The sequence below is a fragment of the Macellibacteroides sp. genome (assembly GCF_050251695.1).
Taxonomy (GTDB): Bacteria; Bacteroidota; Bacteroidia; order Bacteroidales; family Tannerellaceae; genus Macellibacteroides; species Macellibacteroides fermentans.
Window position 1 is genome coordinate 4,656 of sequence record NZ_JBFWMI010000056.1, and the last position, 19,656, is coordinate 24,311.

Genomic DNA, 19,656 nt, shown 5'->3' on the forward strand with positions numbered 1-19,656 from the left:
ATTATTTACCGGTGCTGTTTGCTGCGTTACAGGGGCGGTTCGTTGCGGACCCTGCTGAACAGATGAATTGGAATGAACGGGAGCTTGCTGAGGGATTGATTCAATTATTCCTTTTTTTTTTGAATCAGGACCTTCGTTCTGGGCTTGCAACTGACACAATTGAATTAAAGTGAGTTCAAGCAAAAGGCGCTTATTGTTACTTGCTCTGTAGTTGAGGTCGCATGTATTGGCAAGTTCAATGGCTTTAAATAAAAACGTATCCGGACAGTTCATTGCCATAGAAAGGTACCTTTCTCGAATGGTTGCTCCTACTTCAAATAACACCAGGGCTTCTTTGTCTCTGCAAACAAGAAGGTCTCTGAAGTGACTGGCCAGTCCGGTAATCACATGCTGTCCGTCAAATCCTTTATTTAATATATTATTCAGAATCAATAACGCATCAAAAACCTTGGAAGACAGAATGGCTTCTGTTAGTTTAAAATAGTATTCATAATCCAGCACATTGAGGTTATCAATTACAGTCTGATATGTAATATTACCACCTGTATAACTCACAACCTGGTCAAAAATAGAAAGTGCATCACGCATTCCTCCATCCGATTTCTGAGCGATAACGTTCAAAGCATCGGCATCGGCCGTAACCCCTTCGCTGGCTGCAACATATTGCAAATGAGCAACCGTATCCGAAATAGAAATTCTGGAGAAGTCGTAAATCTGACAACGCGACAAGATGGTTGGTAATATCTTATGCTTTTCTGTGGTTGCCAAAATAAATAATGCATGATGCGGAGGTTCTTCAAGCGTCTTCAGGAAAGCATTGAAGGCGGCTGGAGATAACATGTGAACCTCATCAATTATATACACTTTATATTTTCCAATCTGTGGAGGAATGCGAACCTGTTCGATCAAGGAACGGATGTCGTCTACCGAATTGTTAGACGCAGCATCCAATTCATGAATATTGTATGAGCGTTGTTCGTTGAATGCCTTACAAGATTCACATTCGTTACAAGCTTCTCCCTCCGAAGTAAGATTCATACAATTGATAGTCTTTGCGAAAATACGGGCACAGGATGTCTTCCCTACTCCACGAGGCCCGCAAAACAAGTAGGCATGTGCCAGTTTGTTGCTGTGAATTGCATTTTTAAGGGTCGTGGTGAGAGATTGCTGACCAACAACACTTCGAAACGTAGAGGGTCTGTATTTTCTTGCCGAAACTATGTAGTTATCCATTCTATGCTCTTTTTATTAATCACACAAAGATAAACAAATCCTTCATGCAATACTATACAGGGAAAATTTTTTACCTTTGCAAAAATTACTTGTATGTCGCGTTTAAAAGATTTTTATGATCGGTATCTTTCCAGAATCAACAAGTATTGGCTGGTTACGATTCTTTTCCTCGGCCTTACCTTTACGGCAGGCGACAGTAATCTGTATAAACGATACGTCTATATCAAGAAAATACAGGAGCTGGAAAAAGAGATTAAACAATACAAAGAAGAGATTGAAATCAACACTAAAAAATTAAATGATCTTCGAACCGATAAGGAAGGATTGGAACGCTTTGCCCGCGAAGAGTATCTGATGAAAAAAGCCGACGAAGATGTTTTTATTATTAAAGAGAAATAAATGAACAAGCAAATAAGAACTACCATTTACAATTTTTCCGGGATACTGGTACTTACAGGGACAATTCTTTATCTTACCCAATGGATTTATGCTCCGTACGTATTTGCATTCGGATCGGCAGGGATTTGTCTAAGTTACCTTACAGCTCCCTATCAGGTTCTCGACTTCAGACGGAGGAGATTGCATCGTTTTAATATTTTTGCCGGAATACTCATGTTGGCATCTTCGGCATTTATGTTCAAACACCGTACCGAATGGATTTTATGCTTATCCATCGCAGCATTGCTGCAGGTCTATACGGCATTTGTTACACCCAAGGAAAAATAATCTGCATTACTGTCAATACGATTACAGTCGCTGACATCAGTATATTTTAGATAGAATAAAAAAGGAGTCCCGAAAGAGACTCCTTTTTTATTCTATCTTATTGATTGAATTACTTGCTTGCAGGTGCATAATTCTTGTTAAGGTATTCTATAACCTCTTTTGTGATATCATATGCATCACCAGCCAACAAGATATTATCTCCCATTGTGTTGCTTAGAATAACCTGATAACCTTTGTCTTTGTTATAGACACGAAGCTGAGAAACCAATGTGTCGCGAAGTTGTTCGTTCAATCTCTGTTGCTCGGAAACCAGCTCCTGTGCCAAACGATTGTCGAAATCCTGAAGTTCCTGCTGCTTCTTCATCAAACGTGCCTGTTCCTGCTCTGCGCGTTCGCGGGTAAGGAAAGCATTGTTTTCTACCTTACGTTGAAAATCCTGCATTTCTGTTTGTAACGAACGTAGTTTCTGATTAACGCTCGCACGGGAATTTTCTTGTTTCTTTATTATTATTTCATTCAAATCCTTCGAATAATTATAATTAAGAAGCAGAGAATCCACATTAACATAAGCTATTGGAAGTAAGCCGGAGGCACTTTCTTCAGCCGTAAATGTTTTGGTAACACCAGATTCTTTTTTACCTGTAAATTGCAATACAAACAAAATCACGACTGCTAACGCAAGTACACCATTAATAATGTAGTTAATGTTCTTCATAAAGTGTAATTTAAAATCTTTATATTATTTTTTTATTTCTTCCAAACGCTCAAACAAATTTTTATTGTTTTCGGCTTCCTTATCTTGCGAAGTGTGACAATGAATTCCTTTCTCCGCAAGAGCTTTATTCCCTCCAACATGCGTATTAGGAAATTGACCTCCTTTTACAAATATTATTTTTATGCCAAGTAACATGGCACAAATAACAAGAATTAAGACTGTAAGTAATAACGTTATTAGCATTTTCTATATATTTGTGGACGCAAATATAAGAGTTTAACTGATTACAAAGTGCCTTTTTGGTATTTTATTCAATATTTTTTCGAGAAAGACTCATTTGCTTAATAAATATTTAATGATGAGGCATCATCAATAATACATTATAACATTATGAAGATTACAGATTTATCACCTGCTTTAGTATGGAAATACTTCCACGAGGTAACACAGGTACCCCGTCCTTCAAAAAAAGAAGAAAAAATAATTAAGTATCTGGAAACCTTTGCAGCAGAACATAAAATTGCGATCAAAAAGGATGCAAGCGGTAATATCCTCATGTCGAAACCAGCTACTCAAGGAAAAGAGAACGTACCTACGGTGATCTTACAATCACATGTGGACATGGTTTGTGAAAAGAACAATGGAACGGAACACGATTTTGACAACGATCCTATTGAGACGATTGTTGAAAACGGATGGCTTCGCGCAAACGGCACTACTCTTGGAGCGGATAACGGTATTGGAGTTGCTGCAGAACTGGCATTGCTTGCATCAAACGATATTGAACATGGTCCTATTGAATGTTTGTTTACTGTAGACGAAGAAACCGGACTTACAGGTGCCAAGATGTTGGAGAAGGGATTCCTTACAGGTAATATTTTATTAAATCTTGATAGCGAAGACGAAGGAGAAATCTTTATGGGTTGCGCAGGAGGTAAGGATACGGCTGCAACGTTCACATATACTCCGCAGGCTGCACCAGAAGGAATGTTTTATTTCCGTATAGATGTAAAAGGATTAAACGGCGGACATTCGGGTGGAGAAATACATAAACAATTAGGTAATGCAAACAAAATTCTTGTTCGTTATCTGTTCCTGCTAAAAAAGGAAATAGGTTCTTTAGTCCTTTGCAGCATCGACGGAGGAAATCTGCGTAACGCAATTGCCCGCGAAGCACATGCAGTTGTAGGAGTTCCCTACAATGCAAAAGAAAGTGTAAGGGTTTTACTAAATCATTTTACAACAGACATTGAAAATGAATTAAAACATGTAGACACCAACGTTAAGTTATTGCTTGAATCGGCTGAAAAGCCTGCTTTCTGTATTGACGAAACAACGGCTACAAATCTTATCTACTCAATGCATGCTTGTCCGCACGGCGTTTTAGGCATGAGCCAGGATATCGAAGGCCTTGTTGAAACCTCTACAAATCTGGCTTCTGTTAAAATGAAGGAAGGAAATACAATTGTAGTTGGAACCAGTCAGCGTAGCTCCATCGATTCATGCAAAGTTTATGCTGCCAATATGGTGGCATCTACCTTCCTGCTTGCCGGAGCTTCTGTTGCGCACGGCGATGGATATCCGGGATGGGCTCCTAACCCAAATTCGGCGATTCTGCAGGTGGCTCAAGATGCATACAAACGTCTTTTTAACAAAGAAGCCAAAATAAAAGCGATACATGCAGGTCTGGAATGCGGACTTTTCCTCGAAAAATATCCACAGTTGGATATGATCTCTTTCGGTCCAACCCTGCGAGATGTTCACTCACCCAACGAACGCATCGAAATTGCAACTGTTCAATTGTGGTGGGATCATTTACTTGAAGTATTAAAAAGCGTTCCTGCAAAATAATTAAGGTTATGCTACGTTAAAATAAACAAGGCTGGGTTTCTTTCCGGAGCCCGGCCTTGTTGCATATAAACATAATAGATTCTTACAGAAGTTTCAAAAGATTATGATCATGAAAAAAGGGCTGATTTTCGTTTCTATTTTACTTGCCGTACTAAGTCAACTGGTAACCGGTTGCGATGGTATGGACGAAAATTATGCCACTGGCTCGAACTATAACTTACGGTTCTCGACTGATACGGTTTCTTTCGACACGATCTTCAGTACCATTGGTTCAACTACCAAACAATTCATGGTGTATAATATTTTTGATAAACCGCTTAATATTCAATCCATAGAACTGGCTCAGGGAGAAAAAAAAGGATTTAGGATTAATGTGGATGGTTTAAAAGGGACTAATTTTCAGGATGTGGAGGTAAGGCCAAATGATAGTTTATATGTTTTTATTGAAGTGACTGTAAATCCCAACGGAACAAATCAACCCTTACTGATAGAGGATTCTGTAATCTTCACTACCAACGGAGTCAGACAAGCTGTAAAACTACAAGCCTTCGGACAAGATGTAGTGCTTTGCAAAGGAGGTACAATTCTCGCAAAAGACACTCTTTTAACAGCTAAACAACCCTACCTCGTATACGATAGTCTGGTTATAGCTAAAGAAGCTACTGTTACACTCGAACAAGGGACTCGTATTTATATGCACGACAAAGCAAATTTGATTGTACGTGGAACCTTGATTGCTAAAGGCACCCGAACGGCTCCAATCATTATAAGGGGAGACCGTCTTGATAAATTATTGGACAATCTGCCATACGATCTGATTCCTGACCAATGGGGAGGAATCTATTTTGCGTCTACTAGTTATGGAAATATCCTTGATCATGTAGTTGTGCGTAACGGAAGCAGTGGCATTACAATGACGCAGGCAGATCCCGAAAAAAGCAAGTTGATTATCGGGAACTCTCAAATTACCAATTCCGATGGATATCTTTTTTCTGCAGTCAATTGTAATATTGAGGCTTACAACACCGAATTCAGTAATTCAGGAGAGGCAGTAGTTATGCTTGTAGGAGGCCGATATAGTTTTACTCATTGTACACTTGCTAATAATTTTGCTTTTGGTGCACGTACAGTACCCACTCTCATTTTGTCGAACAATCTTACTAATGCCGAAAACAAGGTTGTTCTTTATCCACTTCAGAAAGCCAACTTTCAAAATTGCGTTATCGATGGAAACCTTTCCACCGGCGAATTAGCATTGTATTATCAGCAAGGAACAAGTCAGGATGCATTCAGCTATCAATTCACCAATTGTCTCATAAAAAGCAAGGAGGAGGCTAATGTTCACTTTACTGATATTCTTTGGGGTACAAGTCCCGGTTACCGTCTATCTGGTGAGGCTGGCGATTACCGCTACGACTTCAGACCCGATTCAACATCCATTGTTCGGGGTAAAGCTGCACGCTCATTTTCTGTAAAATATCCTTTGGATCGTTTTGGTGTAAACAGACTCAATGATAGCGACGGGCCAGATATCGGCGCTTACGAATATATCCGCGAAGCTAATGAATAAACGAGCCTGTATAACCTTAACCTGCCTGTTTATACTTTCTCTCGTACCCCTAACTCGGCTATATGGACAGCGAACTTTTAGGGTGATGAGTTACAATGTAGAAAATTTGTTTGATTGCGAAGACGATCCCATAAAAGATGATCAGTCATTTTTACCTGATGGAATACTTAGATGGACTAAAGGACGATATTATCAAAAACTTCAACAGATAGCTAAAGTAATTACTGCGGCCGGCGAATGGCAAACACCAGCATTGGTTGGTCTATGCGAGGTGGAAAACGATTCCACCATCATACACCTGCTAAACAAAACTCCTTTACGGCAACAAGACTACCGGTATTGTATGACCAACAGTCCGGATAATCGTGGAATCGATGTTGCTCTACTCTATCAACGCGATCAATTTGCATATATTGAACACCAATCTATCCGGATTAAATTCCGGAAACACCCAGACAAACGTTCGAGAGACATCCTTCGCGTAAGCGGTAAAATTCTTTCCGGTGACACACTTGATGTATTTGTTTGCCACTTTCCAAGCCGTTCCGGAGGCGAAAAGGCCACTGAAGCAGACAGAATGGATGCGGCAAGAATGCTTCGAAATACTTGTGATTCGTTATTATTAAACCGTAAGAATCCTCAGTTTATCATTATGGGTGATTTCAACGACACTCCGTCTGACAAAAGTATTATCCATGGAATCAAAACCATGTCTTATCCTTCTGATACCACCTCTGCCCACTCTCTTTATAATTTATTTTCAAATTCAGAGCAATTAGCAAAACCCGGATCCCATAAATACCAGGGAGAATGGGCTCAGCTGGATCAGATTATTGTTACCGGCACACTGCTTGATTCGCGGAATCCTATGCATCTTATACCGGGAAGCAACCGGTTATTTACTCCTCAATTTCTCTTTAAAACCGACAAAACCTATCATGGAACAAGACCTTTCCGCACCTATTATGGATATAAATATGAGGGAGGTTATAGTGATCATTTGCCTTTACTTGTAGATTTTTCCTTACCTTTGGCTCCTTAATTATTAAAAAAAAGATACATGTTACGATATATACCTCTATGCTTCTGCCTGCTGACAGGAGCAGCCGGAGTTCACGTCAACGCTCAAGATACTCCTTTAAGGGCTCCCATGGATATCCCCCTGTATTTGAGCGGTAATTTTGGAGAATTCAGAAGCAATCATTTTCATTCGGGAATCGACTTTAAAACACAAGGAGTGGTTGGAAAACCTGTTTATGCTGTATATGATGGCTATATTTCCCGCGTGCTGGTAAGTCCCTGGGGATTTGGGAAAGCACTCTACATGACACATCCAAATGGTATGACTACGGTATATGGCCACATCAAAGGCTTTACAAAGGAGGTCGAGGACTATATCCGCAAACAACAGTATAAGCGTGAATCATTCAGTGTTGACCTACAATTACCTGAAGACCTTTTTCCAGTAAAAAAAGGTGACTTGATCGCCTATAGCGGCAATGAGGGAACTTCGGCCGGTCCTCACCTGCATTTTGAAATACGTGATACAGAGACAGAGGAGACTATGGACCCCATCCCGTTCTATAAAAGTCGGCTCAAAGATAATCGCCCCCCCCGCTTGCAAGGATTAATGGTTTATCCTGTAGCTCAAAAAGGGAGTATAAACGGTAAAGTGGAGAAGCAGGCCGTCAGACTCGCGACCGATAAATCAGGAAAACAAAGGATTGTTGGAAAAATTGAAGCGTGGGGAGAGGTAGGCTTTGCTATCAAAGCCTATGATTACATGAACGAAACAGGAAATATTTATGGGATAAAGGAGGTGATTCTTACGGTAGATGATCAAGAGGTGTTTCGAAGCAATCTGGATCGTTATGCTTTCCCTGAAACCCGTTACATAAATAGCCTGATTGATTATGAAGAATGGAAACAACACAGGGCTTTTTTCTCAAAATCTTTTGTTGAACCAGGCAATAAACTACGTTTCATTGAAAGTAAAAACCGGGGAGTACTGACGATAAAAGAAGAACGAACCTATATGATTAGCTATCTTCTAAAGGATGCCTATGGTAATTCCACACACTTCTCGTTTGAAGTAAATGGAAAAAAACAAGATATTCCCAAAGTAAAAAAGCCTGAGGGAACAGAACACTTTTCTTGGTCGGGAGACAATCGTTTTGGGGCCAAAGGAGTACGTTTACATATTCCTAAAGGAAATCTATACACCGACTTCTTTTTTGAATACAGTGTAAAAGAAGACGAAAATGCACTTAGTGCCACACATACTTTACATAATCCGTTGGTGCCATTACACAAGGAGGCAGAATTATCAATCAAAATACAAAAAGATTCTCTTGAAAACAAAAATCAATACGGGATGGTGTACCTAAACAAAGGGCACCGCACCTGGAAGGGGGGCACCTACCGTAATGGTTGGATAGATACAAAAATTCGTGATTTGGGGACCTATACAGTAATGCAAGATACCGTTCCTCCCAAGATAATCCCTGTTGCTCCAGCTCAGTGGGTTTCAAAGCGAGCGATTGCTTTCAGGGTTTCTGACAACCTGAGTGGTATGGAGATTTATCGTGGAGAGATTGATGGCGAATTTGCATTATTCGAATATGATGGAAGTAAAGGACTGATTACCTATAAATTTGATCCATCCAGATTATCCAGAGGCAAACATTCACTTACTTTTGTTGTGACTGATGCATGTGGTAATACCAGCAAATATTCAACAAGCTTTACCTGGTAAAATGGTTCTGATCCCAAATTATAGGGTAGATCATTTGAGAAAACCAATTATTTTGTATCTTTGAATTCAGAAAGAGTAGTAAATAAACATAGTAAAAAAATGGAAAACAGCGATTTGTTAGCAATGGTAAGATCGAAAGCTCAAGGTTGGCTTTCTGAAAGCTATGACGCAGAAACACGTGCCGAAGTAAAACGGATGCTTGACAATGAAGATCCAAGCGAACTGATTGAAGCTTTTTATAAGGATCTTGAATTCGGTACAGGCGGTCTTCGTGGAATTATGGGCGTTGGCTCCAACCGCATGAACATTTATACGGTGGGTGCGGCCACTCAGGGTTTATCCAATTACCTTAAAAAAGAATTTTCAAAATTACCGCAGATTAAAGTGGTAATCGGCCATGATTGCCGCAACAACAGCCGTAAGTTCGCTGAAATTTCGGCTGACATCTTCTCAGCAAATGGAATCAAGGCTTATATATTTGAAAATCTTCGTCCTACTCCCGAGATGTCTTATGCTATCCGAAAACTTGGATGTCAGAGCGGAATCATTCTTACTGCTTCACACAATCCAAAAGAATACAATGGATATAAAGCATATTGGGATGATGGAGCACAGATGATCGCTCCTCACGACCGCAATACTATTGCAGAAGTCAACCAGATAAGAAATGCCGGAGAGATTAAATTCAAAGGTAATAAGTCGCTTATAGAAGTAATCGGAAAAGAGATGGATCAGCGGTATATTAACGACCTCACAACCATATCTCTTTCTCCTGAATCAATCGCACGCCACAAGGATATGAAGATTGTATATACTCCTATTCACGGTACAGGTGTCGAAATTGTTCCTGCTGCGTTGAAAGCCTTCGGTTTTACAAATATTATCCATGTCCCCGAACAAGATATAATTAGTGGTGATTTTCCAACAGTAATCTCTCCAAACCCGGAAGAGCCGGCTGCATTAGCTATGGCTGTACAGCGGGCAAAAGACACAGATGCAGAACTAGTATTGGCTACCGACCCGGATGCAGACCGAGTGGGAGCAGCCGTAAAGAACAACGAAGGAGAATGGGTGTTGCTTAACGGAAATCAAACCGCACTCATGTTTGTGTATTATCTGATTACCCGTTGGAAAGAGCTGGGTAAAATTAAAGGAAACGAATATATTGTAAAAACGATTGTTTCCACCGAACTGATCCGTACCATTGCTGAACGTAACGGCGTTGAACTTTATGACGTATACACCGGGTTCAAATGGATTGCTGCCATTATGAAAGATAATGAAGGCAAGAAGACCTTTATAGGTGGAGGCGAAGAGAGTTACGGATTCCTTTGCGAAGATTTTGTCCGCGACAAAGATGCTGTTTCTGCCTGTACGATGCTTGCAGAGACTGCAGCCTGGGCTAAAGACAAGGGTCTGACTCTCTATCAATTGCTTCAAAACATCTATGTAGAATATGGTTTTTCTAAAGAAGCAGGTATTTCTGTTGTGAAGAAAGGTAAATCTGGAGCCGAAGAAATTGAAGCTATGATGAAGCACTTCCGCGAAAATCCACTTACGCAAATTGCAGGCTCCAATGTTACTTACGTGTACGACTATGCTACACTTAAAGGATTAAGCGTGGCCGAAAACGAAAAGATTACCCTTGATATGCCTACAACATCGAATGTAATCCAGTATTTTACAGAAGATAATACCAAAGTATCTATCAGGCCTTCCGGAACGGAACCAAAAATTAAATTCTACTGCGAAGTACATTCCAAAGTAAAAAATCTGGAAGAACTGCCCGCCGCAGAATTAGCAGCTCAGGAAAAGATCAACCAGATCAAGATATCTCTGGGTATCTGATTTCTGGAATAATTTATATTTTTCTGAAATAAACGGGAGTGTGCAGACAACTGCATACTCCCGTTTTTACATTGGAAAAAATGAGGACGTATTGCAATATGGATACGTATAATACGTTTATGTTATGATTAAATCCCAAATTCAAGGCTGCCATGAATAAATTTCTATTTACTTGTTTGTTAGGAACACTTACTTTCCTACCAGCCGTATCGCAACAAACAAAGCATCTTACATCCAATCAATATGGAGTAAAGTACGGTACGATTCATTACAAATCGTCAAGTGTAATGAATTTCCCCGGTCAGCCTCCTCTCACAACCCATGTAACAGGAAAAGTTTGTTTTGACGAATATGGCAACAAACGGTCCAACTTATACACTGAAACCCAAGATGTGGCAGATTTTAAAGTAAGCAGAAATCTGCAAACGCTTTATCTTGACAACTACAAATACAGTATCGACCTTGATGCAAAAAAAGGAACAGAAGAGGTAATAAATGATCGCATTGATAAAATTACCAATTATGACAATCCGGATGATTCTGACAAATCGCTGTATTCATTTACACTTACAGGTGCAGGTACTTTTTTAGACAAACCATGCAGACTGTTTACAGTTACCGAAAAACAAGGAGCAGGAAGTGTTAGCAAAGTAACCGTATGGAACAATGTAGTACTAAAACGTGTAACTACGTCGTCTGTACTTAACTACACATTCGAGGTTACAAAGATTGATGAAAGCCAACCCGATTCAACCCTTCTCTCCATTCCCGACGAGATAATCATAGAATAGCAAAGTAGTCCGATAATTGGAGTTTATACGCAAAAGAGGCCATAAAGTTGCTGACAACAATTTATGGCCTCGAAAAAAATAACAAAAACGAGAAAAGCCGGAGAGCTTTCGGTTTACAACGGATATCTATATTGCATTCCGATGTTTGGTTTTACAAGTAAATTGGTTACTTCAAAATTTACATTACCACTTTTAACCCCGTTATTTAATTTTATATTTATTGCATGTGTTCCATGAGGTTTAATTTCATATTCACGAAAATAAACAAGATTTATATCATGAGCTGTTTTCTTTAATTTAAATGGCAGGTCGGTTTTATTTCTTAAGACAATACGTACATTCTTTTCGCTCTTGTCTACGCTCAATATATCAATAGAGTTTTCAAATAACTCTTTAACATAGCCCTCTTCACCTACGATCTTGTCCTGGAAATAAACGACAGTTCGTCTGTTTTCCAATGCTTCTCTGATTCCCTGAACTGAATTATCCCGCACAAATACCAACGTCATTGGTCGGTGCTCTCCTTTCGCAAAATCATAATCTGCCTGAATCGGAGCATGAATATCTGTATTTCCAAGCATCGTAAGCTTCTTATCCAAACACCATTGATGAGCTTCCGGAGAATAGTCATTTCCATTCACCACCTCTATACCATGCATGTAACCTCCATCAAATAATTCAGAGTGTTCTTTCCACCATAATGTTGTATCCGGCTGCTGTGCATCCCATCCCGGATGATTCCAAAATATAAAGGCTTTTTGTTTCTTGGCAGCCCTAAACGCATCCATATAGTTTGGAGTATCGAGAGAATCACAGTTGGAAAGGAATAATGCATTAGAGTGTCCCGGAGGCATGGAACGAGTTATTTCACTTCCCTTAATAACTGTAACACCTTTACCTTTTGCATATTTTTCAGCGATATCATAAGAGCGGTTAAATGAGGCCTTGATATCATCTTTATGCGGACGATATTCTATGTGGTCTGAGATAGCAATCACATCGAGCCCTTCCCGGTAAGCTTCATCGACACGTACCGTAGGCCAAACCAATCCATCAGAAAAAACTGTGTGAATATGAAAATCACATTTCAAAACTTTGTATCCGTTTAGTTCCGGCAGACGAAGATCTGTTCTTATCTGAGCAGATAAATTGAAGGTTAATCCAAGTAAAAAAAGAAAGGAAAGTACTTTTTTCATCTTAATCAGGTATTTAATAAGGTTATCAATGCAACAAAAATAGGGAATAATTTACAAATCGGTACAAATAATATAAAAGAAAATAATTAATTATCAGAAGCTATGTTACTAAAGTTTATATTTTTGCGAGAATATAATTCTCATATAAAACTTAAAGAAAAGATTATGGAAAAATATACTATCCGAAATGCTGTAGTCAGCGATGCCAATTCAATTTGCCAGATTTACAACCACTATGTACTAAATACGACCGTAACATTTGAAACATCAGCCGTAGCAACAGATGAAATGGAAAAGCGGATAATGGATATTTCATCCGTATACCCCTATTTAGTATGTGAATATGAAGGAAATGTAATTGGATATTGCTATGTAAGTTCCTGGAAAAATCGATGTGCCTACAACAGTACGGCCGAATCATCGGTATATCTACACAAAGATTTTACAGGGCAAGGTATTGGGAGTAAATTATACGAAACTTTGTTTAAAAAATTAGATAAAGATTCGCTGCATGCCATCATAGCCGGAGTTGCTCAACCAAACGAAGCTAGTGCTCGATTGCATGAACGTTTTGGTTTTGAAAAGGTGGCTCATTTCAAACAAACTGGTCGTAAGTTTAATCAATGGATCGACGTAGCATACTGGGAAATCATTTTATAGTTCACGAAGGTTGCTCCCTTTTAAAGTAACAAATCACTTTCACCGAAGGAAAGAGGCAGTAAATCTTCTGCCGATTCAAGGCAAAGAATCTCTTCTCTTCCGCATAATAAAAGCCTCACAGGCTGTTTATACCGATTCTCCACCTCTTTCATTACCTGCCGGCATCCGCCACAGGGTGAAATACGCTCCACTTGCTTACCTGCTGTTACTGCTGTTACAGCCAACACTTCAACTGGAATGCCCGGATAGTGTGATGATGCATAAAAAAGTGCCACACGTTCGGCACATAATCCTGATGGATAAGCGGCATTTTCCTGATTGCTGCCTGTTATAATCTGTCCGTTTGCAAGTAAAACAGCAGCTCCTACATTAAACTGAGAATAAGGAGCATATGCATTTTTTGCGACCTCGTAAGCAGCCTCGCAAAGGAGACGTTCCCTTGGAGACAATTCGTGAAGCGAACAGATGGTTATTGTTGTTTCTATCCGGTCTTTTCTCATAACTTGTATATTTACTCAAGCAAATGTACTAAATTGTTTTTATAAAATTATATCTTTGTCCGGAAATATAGATTGGCATATTATGAGATTATTCGTACGTATCCTTCCCCTTCTACTTATTTTTATTGGTATTGGCTCTGTACAGAGTTATGCTCAGCGTAAAAATTCGTCATACGAGGCATATATCAGCAAATACAGTAATCTAGCTATTGAGCATCAGAAAAAATATAAAATACCAGCTAGCATCACCCTCTCCCAAGGATTGCTGGAGTCGGGAGCAGGTCAAAGCTCTCTTGCCCGTCAGTCCAACAACCACTTTGGAATCAAATGTCATTCGGACTGGCGTGGAGGCAGAGTATATCACGACGACGATTTACGTGGAGAGTGCTTTCGTAAATACGACCAGGTGGAAGATTCCTACACCGATCATTCCAAATTTCTGGCTTTCAGGCCACGTTATGCCGTGCTTTTCGATCTGGATATCACCGACTATAAAGGATGGGCCAAAGGATTACAACAATGTGGCTACGCTACAGATAAGGCATATGCCAATAAATTAATCAAGGTAATCGAGGATTACGAACTTTATCGATACGATACTCATAAAGGCAGTCGTACATCCAAGGTCACTTCAAAGGAACAATTCCCTGTGGTAAAAATGACAATTTACAAAACACATGGTCTGATTTATGTGATTGCACGTGCAGGAGATTCATTCGAATCAATTGCTCAAAATCTTGGATTTAAAGAAAAAGAACTTAGAAAATACAACGAGGTTCCGGAAGGATTTCCTTTACAAGCCGGTGATCTTGTATATCTTGAAAAAAAGAAGAAAAAAGCCGACAAACCATATTACGATCATGTAGTACAGGTTGGCGAGTCAATGCATAGTATTTCTCAGCAATATGGTATCCGTCTGAAAAGTTTGTACAAATTAAACAAGAAGGAAATGGAGTACGTACCTGAAGAAGGAGATGTGCTAAAACTTCGGTAAGTGTATAAATAATTGTATCTTTGCAGCCAAATTTATCTACAATGAGTGATCAACGTTATAACCTAAGAGGTGTATCTGCCTCTAAAGAAGATGTTCATAATGCAATAAAGAACATTGACAAGGGTATATTCCCGAAAGCATTTTGCAAAATAATTCCAGATATTCTAGGTGGCGATCCGGCCTATTGCAACATCATGCATGCTGATGGTGCGGGTACCAAATCTTCGTTAGCATACATGTACTGGAAAGAAACAGGCGATCTGTCCGTATGGAAAGGAATAGCACAAGATGCGTTGATTATGAATATAGACGACCTGCTTTGTGTGGGTGCTGTTGACAATATACTGATTTCATCAACTATTGGTCGGAACAAATTACTTATACCGGGAGAAGTGATCTCTGCCATTATAAACGGCACGGATGAATTGCTGGCGGAATTACGTGAAATGGGTGTAGGTTGCTATGCCACAGGTGGCGAGACTGCCGATGTAGGCGATCTGGTACGCACCATCATTGTGGACAGTACAGTAACCTGTCGTATGAAGCGTGATGAAGTTATAGACAATAGCCACATCCAGGGTGGTGATGTTATTGTAGGGATGGCCTCATTCGGACAAGCAACGTACGAAAAAGAGTACAACGGAGGAACCGGAAGTAACGGACTGACTTCAGCTCGTCACGATGTATTTGCAAAATATCTTGCAGCTAAATATCCCGAAAGTTACGATGCTGCGGTACCTGAAGAGCTTGTATATTCAGGTGGATTGAAACTTACAGACATGATAGAAGAATTGGGTATTGATGCAGGCAAGCTAGTGCTCTCTCCTACCCGTACATATGCTCCTGTTATAAAAGTATTGCTTGACAAATTACGCCCGGCTATCCACGGCATGGTTCATTGTTCCGGAGGTGCGCAAACTAAAGTTATGCACTTTGTAGAAAATAAACGCATTACAAAAAATAACTTATTTCCTGTTCCTCCATTGTTCCGGATTATTCAGGAACAGAGTAAAACGGACTGGAGCGAAATGTATAAAGTATTTAATATGGGGCACCGTATGGAGGTTTATATAGCTCCAGAACATGCTGATGAGGTTATTGCTGTGGCTAATTCTTTCGGAATTGAAGCCCGTGTAGTAGGTTTCGTTGAAGAAGCTTCCAAAAATGAATTGATTATCGAAAGCGAGAAAGGTCGCTTTGTATACTAAATAGAACCGATGGCCGAAAGTAACTTATTAGAAAGGTTAGATGGACTTGTCAGTCGTTTCGAAGAGGTTGGTACGTTGATAACCGACCCGGCAGTGATTGCCGATATGAAACGGTTTGTAAAATTAAATAAAGAGTATCACGATCTTGAAAAGATTGTGGCTGCCCGTTCTGAATATATAAAGATGAAAGATGGGATTGAAGAAGCCAAAGAGATACTTGAAAATGAACAGGATCCGGAAATGAAGGAAATCGCTAAAGAAGAACTGGAAATCTGTACAACCCGTATTCCGGTTTTGGAAGAGGAGATTAAACTTCTTCTTGTTCCTGCCGATCCGCAGGACGACAAGAATGCCATTGTTGAAATACGTGGAGGTACAGGTGGTGATGAAGCGGCTATTTTTGCAGGAGATCTGTATCGTATGTATGTTAAATACTGCGAAGGGAAAGGATGGAAAGTTTCTGTAAGTGATTACAGTGAAGGTACCAACGGAGGATACAAAGAGATTGTGTTTAATGTAACAGGTGAAGGGGTTTATGGGATTCTGAAATACGAATCGGGAGTGCACCGTGTTCAACGTGTACCGCAAACTGAAACCCAGGGTCGCGTACATACTTCGGCTGCAACAGTAGCTGTACTTCCTGAAGCCGATGAGTTCGATGTAGAGGTAAAGGAATCGGATATCCGCGTTGATACGTTTTGCTCTTCAGGTGCCGGCGGTCAATCGGTAAATACAACCTATTCGGCCATTCGATTGGTACACATTCCTACGGGAATTACCGTTCAATGCCAGGACCAAAAATCGCAGCTTAAGAATAAGGCGAAAGCATTAATCGAATTAAGAAGCCGTATCTATAATATGGAATATCAGAAATATATTGATGAGATTGCTTCGAAACGAAAAACAATGGTTTCTTCGGGCGACCGCTCTGCGAAGATCAGGACTTATAATTACCCGCAAGGGCGAGTTACCGATCATCGTATTAATCTTACATTGTACAATCTTTCGTCCATCATGGACGGTGAGATTCAAACCATCATCGATCAGCTGATTGTGGCAGAGAATGCCGAACGACTGAAAGAAGCCCAGTTATAAAAGATAATAGAATTAAAAAGGATGAACAAACAACAGCTATTTGAAAATATTCAGAAAAAGAAGTCTTTCCTTTGCGTGGGTTTAGATACGGATATAAAGAAAATCCCGCAGCATTTGCTGACAGAAGAGGATCCCATTTTCGCGTTCAATAAAGCGATAATTGACTCAACAGCTCCGTATTGTGTTGCTTATAAACCGAACCTGGCTTTTTATGAAAGTCTGGGTGTTCCGGGATTAATGGCTTTCGAGAAAACAGTTGCTTACCTGAAAGCGAATTACCCTGACCAATTTATTATTGCAGATGCAAAACGAGGAGATATTGGAAATACATCGGAAATGTATGCTCGTTCGTTTTTCGACTATATGAAGGTGGATGCTGTAACAGTAGCTCCTTACATGGGTGAAGACAGTGTGAAGCCTTTTTTAATCTACCCGGAAAGTTGGGTTATTCTGCTTGCACTTACTTCCAATAAAGGTTCACAAGATTTTCAGTTTACTGAAGATGTAAATGGTGTGCGCTTGTTTGAAAAAGTGCTTAAAAAGTCGCAGGAGTGGGCTTCAGACGAACAAATGATGTATGTAGTAGGAGCCACGCAAGGTAAAATGTTTTTGGAAATCAGAAAGCATGCACCGAACCATTTTTTACTGGTTCCCGGGGTTGGCGCTCAGGGTGGAAGTCTTAAAGAAGTTGCCCAATACGGCATGAACGACCAATGCGGATTGTTAGTAAATTCATCACGCGCAATCATTTACGCTGACAATACTCCGGCATTTGCAGAAGTCGCGGCAGTTGCTGCACGTGAAGTGCAGGAAGAAATGGCTATCTACCTTCTCGAAAAAGGCATTATAAAGGCTTAATAGCAACTAAAAAATAGGTACTTTAAAATATTTTTATAATTTTGTCGGCTTTACCTCTGGAGACAGAGGTGAATCTGCAACGGTTTAAAATCGCAAACATATATAAAATGGAGTTTACAGCCCAACAAATCGCGAGCTTTCTTAATGGAACCGTATCGGGAGACCCGGAGGTTAAGGTTAATAATTTTTCTAAAATTGAAGCCGGAAAACCGGGCACATTGACGTTTTTAGCAAATCCTAAATACGAACATCATATCTATTCGACTGAAGCAAGCATTGTTTTGGTAAACAATGATTTCACTCCATCGGAGCCTGTAAGAGCAACGTTGATAAAAGTTTCAAATGCCTATGCAGCACTTGCGATGTTATTAAACATGGTAGAACAGGCCAAACCAAAGAAAATTGGCGTAGACTCTTCTGCATGTATTTCAGCTACGGCAATAGTTGGATCTGACTGCTATATTGGAAACTTTGCTTATATTGGTGAAAATGTTGTTATCGGAAACAATAGCAAAATTTATCCTTATGCTTATGTTGGCGATGGTGTAAAAATTGGAGATAATACAATCGTTTATCCACATGTAACCATTTATGAAGGATGTATAGTAGGAAGCCGATGTATTCTACATGCAGGATCAGTAATCGGAGCCGATGGTTTTGGGTTCGCTCCCGAAGGAGAAAAATACAATAAAATTCCTCAATTGGGAAATGTTATATTAGAAGACGATGTTGAGATCGGAGCAAATACTACCATTGACCGTGCAGTGATGGATTCAACCATTATCCGTCGTGGTGTGAAGCTGGATAATCTCGTTCAGATTGCGCACAATGTTGAAATTGGCGAAAATACTGTCATGGCTGCTCAGGTTGGTATTGCAGGATCGGCTAAGGTAGGAAAACATTGTATGTTTGGCGGTCAGGTTGGCATTGCTGGTCATATCACTATTCCTGATAAAGTTAACTTTGGAGCTCAGGCGGGTACGCTGGGCACCGGAATCAAAGAAGGTGAAACCTATTTAGGTTCTCCAGCCTTCCCTGTCAAAGATTTCATGCGTTCGTCTGTTATTTTTCCAAAACTACCGGAATTATACCGCACAATTGGCCAAATGCAGCGTGAAATTGAACAATTAAAAAAAGAAATTACAAATAAATAAATATTCTTATGCAGAAACAAAAAACGCTTCAGCAAAGTTTTTCTTTGCAAGGTAAAGGTTTGCATACCGGATTGGATATCAACATTACTTTTAATCCTGCTCCGGAAAATCACGGCTATAAAATTAAACGTGTTGATCTGGAAGCTCAGCCTACTCTAGATGCTTTGGCAGAAAACGTAGCCGGAACACAGAGAGGTACTGTTATATCTAAAAATGGCGTTCAGGTTAGCACTATTGAGCATGCTATGGCTGCTTTATATGCTTTCGAAATTGACAACTGCCTTATTGAAGTGGATGCTCCAGAATTCCCTATCCTTGACGGAAGCTCTCGCTTCTATACGGAAGAAATTATGCGAGTGGGTGTTTGTGAACAAAACGCTCCTAAGGATTATTACATTGTAAAACACAAGATTGAGGTGAAGGACGAAGCTACAGGTTCGTCTCTGATTATTCTTCCGGATGATAAGTTCAGCATCAACGCCCTTATTTCATTCGATTCACC

The 19,656-nt window shown here is 39.9% G+C and carries 20 protein-coding genes; 15 read left to right on the plus strand and 5 right to left on the minus strand.

The features are described from left to right. Positions 1-1,233, minus strand: a 1,233-nt coding sequence (locus AB7E53_RS09515) for a DNA polymerase III subunit gamma/tau (protein ID WP_446775364.1), incomplete at its 3' end; no start/stop codon positions are given. Positions 1,234-1,326: 93 nt separating this feature from the next. On the opposite strand from AB7E53_RS09515, the gene AB7E53_RS09520 reads away from it, so the two are divergent. Together AB7E53_RS09520 and AB7E53_RS09525 are read left to right on the plus strand one after the other, a co-directional pair. Beyond that, entirely contained in the window at positions 1,327-1,632 is a 306-nt protein-coding gene (locus tag AB7E53_RS09520) for an FtsB family cell division protein (protein ID WP_179398652.1), read from the plus strand. After that, positions 1,633-1,959, plus strand: a complete 327-nt coding sequence (locus AB7E53_RS09525; protein ID WP_079683500.1) for a hypothetical protein — start codon at positions 1,633-1,635, stop codon at positions 1,957-1,959. A 109-nt stretch (positions 1,960-2,068) separates the two neighbouring features. On the opposite strand, the gene AB7E53_RS09530 is transcribed toward AB7E53_RS09525, so the two are convergent. Both AB7E53_RS09530 and AB7E53_RS09535 read right to left on the minus strand, forming a co-directional pair. Continuing rightward, positions 2,069-2,674 carry an OmpH family outer membrane protein gene (locus AB7E53_RS09530; RefSeq protein WP_079683499.1) on the minus strand — a complete coding sequence of 202 codons (606 nt, stop codon included), beginning with the start codon at positions 2,672-2,674 and terminating at the stop codon, positions 2,069-2,071. A 24-nt stretch (positions 2,675-2,698) separates the two neighbouring features. After that, entirely contained in the window at positions 2,699-2,917 is a 219-nt protein-coding gene (locus AB7E53_RS09535; RefSeq protein WP_179398653.1) for a hypothetical protein, read from the minus strand. A 147-nt stretch (positions 2,918-3,064) separates the two neighbouring features. Here AB7E53_RS09535 and AB7E53_RS09540 point away from each other — a divergent pair, with 147 nt between their 5' ends. The 6 genes from AB7E53_RS09540 to AB7E53_RS09565 all read left to right on the plus strand — a co-directional run bounded on the left by AB7E53_RS09540 (position 3,065) and on the right by AB7E53_RS09565 (position 11,489). After that, entirely contained in the window at positions 3,065-4,525 is a 1,461-nt protein-coding gene (locus AB7E53_RS09540) for an aminoacyl-histidine dipeptidase (RefSeq protein ID WP_446775365.1), read from the plus strand. 109 nt (positions 4,526-4,634) lie between these two features. Next, positions 4,635-6,095: a hypothetical protein gene (locus tag AB7E53_RS09545; protein WP_446775367.1), complete on the plus strand. Its 1,461-nt coding sequence runs from the start codon at positions 4,635-4,637 to the stop codon at positions 6,093-6,095. Further along, positions 6,088-7,137: an endonuclease/exonuclease/phosphatase family protein gene (locus tag AB7E53_RS09550; protein ID WP_446775369.1), complete on the plus strand. Its 1,050-nt coding sequence runs from the start codon at positions 6,088-6,090 to the stop codon at positions 7,135-7,137. Before AB7E53_RS09545 ends, AB7E53_RS09550 begins: the two co-directional genes overlap by 8 nt. An 18-nt stretch (positions 7,138-7,155) precedes the next feature. Next, positions 7,156-8,850, plus strand: a complete 1,695-nt coding sequence (locus AB7E53_RS09555; RefSeq protein ID WP_179398655.1) for a M23 family metallopeptidase — start codon at positions 7,156-7,158, stop codon at positions 8,848-8,850. Positions 8,851-8,949: 99 nt separating this feature from the next. Further along, entirely contained in the window at positions 8,950-10,698 is a 1,749-nt protein-coding gene (locus AB7E53_RS09560) for a phospho-sugar mutase (protein ID WP_446775371.1), read from the plus strand. A 152-nt stretch (positions 10,699-10,850) separates the two neighbouring features. Continuing rightward, the gene (locus AB7E53_RS09565) at positions 10,851-11,489 is read left to right on the plus strand and encodes a hypothetical protein (protein ID WP_139376612.1); all 639 of its coding nucleotides are present in this window, start codon (positions 10,851-10,853) and stop codon (positions 11,487-11,489) included. Positions 11,490-11,602: 113 nt separating this feature from the next. On the opposite strand, the gene AB7E53_RS09570 is transcribed toward AB7E53_RS09565, so the two are convergent. Continuing rightward, a complete protein-coding gene (locus AB7E53_RS09570) occupies positions 11,603-12,685 on the minus strand; it encodes an Sb-PDE family phosphodiesterase (RefSeq protein ID WP_446775373.1) in 1,083 nt (360 codons plus the stop codon). 165 nt (positions 12,686-12,850) lie between these two features. Here AB7E53_RS09570 and AB7E53_RS09575 point away from each other — a divergent pair, with 165 nt between their 5' ends. Then, positions 12,851-13,345: an N-acetyltransferase family protein gene (locus AB7E53_RS09575; RefSeq protein WP_446775374.1), complete on the plus strand. Its 495-nt coding sequence runs from the start codon at positions 12,851-12,853 to the stop codon at positions 13,343-13,345. 20 nt (positions 13,346-13,365) lie between these two features. Here AB7E53_RS09575 and cdd read toward each other — a convergent pair whose 3' ends face one another. Next, positions 13,366-13,845, minus strand: a complete 480-nt coding sequence (gene cdd / locus AB7E53_RS09580) for a cytidine deaminase (protein ID WP_079683492.1) — start codon at positions 13,843-13,845, stop codon at positions 13,366-13,368. A gap of 82 nt (positions 13,846-13,927) precedes the next feature. Here cdd and AB7E53_RS09585 point away from each other — a divergent pair, with 82 nt between their 5' ends. The 6 genes from AB7E53_RS09585 to AB7E53_RS09610 form a co-directional block, all read left to right on the plus strand. Next, complete coding sequence (locus tag AB7E53_RS09585) at positions 13,928-14,839, plus strand: glucosaminidase domain-containing protein (RefSeq protein WP_350457020.1); 912 nt, start codon at positions 13,928-13,930, stop codon at positions 14,837-14,839. 41 nt (positions 14,840-14,880) lie between these two features. Next, the gene (locus AB7E53_RS09590; protein WP_079683490.1) at positions 14,881-16,047 is read left to right on the plus strand and encodes an AIR synthase related protein; all 1,167 of its coding nucleotides are present in this window, start codon (positions 14,881-14,883) and stop codon (positions 16,045-16,047) included. Positions 16,048-16,056: 9 nt separating this feature from the next. Then, on the plus strand, positions 16,057-17,142 hold the full coding sequence (gene prfA / locus AB7E53_RS09595; RefSeq protein ID WP_079683489.1) for a peptide chain release factor 1: 1,086 nt from the start codon (positions 16,057-16,059) through the stop codon (positions 17,140-17,142). A gap of 21 nt (positions 17,143-17,163) precedes the next feature. Then, on the plus strand, positions 17,164-18,000 hold the full coding sequence (gene pyrF / locus AB7E53_RS09600) for an orotidine-5'-phosphate decarboxylase (RefSeq protein WP_079683488.1): 837 nt from the start codon (positions 17,164-17,166) through the stop codon (positions 17,998-18,000). Positions 18,001-18,107: 107 nt separating this feature from the next. Further along, positions 18,108-19,154 carry a UDP-3-O-(3-hydroxymyristoyl)glucosamine N-acyltransferase gene (gene lpxD, locus AB7E53_RS09605; RefSeq protein WP_179398660.1) on the plus strand — a complete coding sequence of 349 codons (1,047 nt, stop codon included), beginning with the start codon at positions 18,108-18,110 and terminating at the stop codon, positions 19,152-19,154. Between the two features lie 8 nt (positions 19,155-19,162). Next, a partial coding sequence (locus AB7E53_RS09610) for a UDP-3-O-acyl-N-acetylglucosamine deacetylase (RefSeq protein ID WP_446775376.1) occupies positions 19,163-19,656 on the plus strand: 494 nt, incomplete at its 3' end.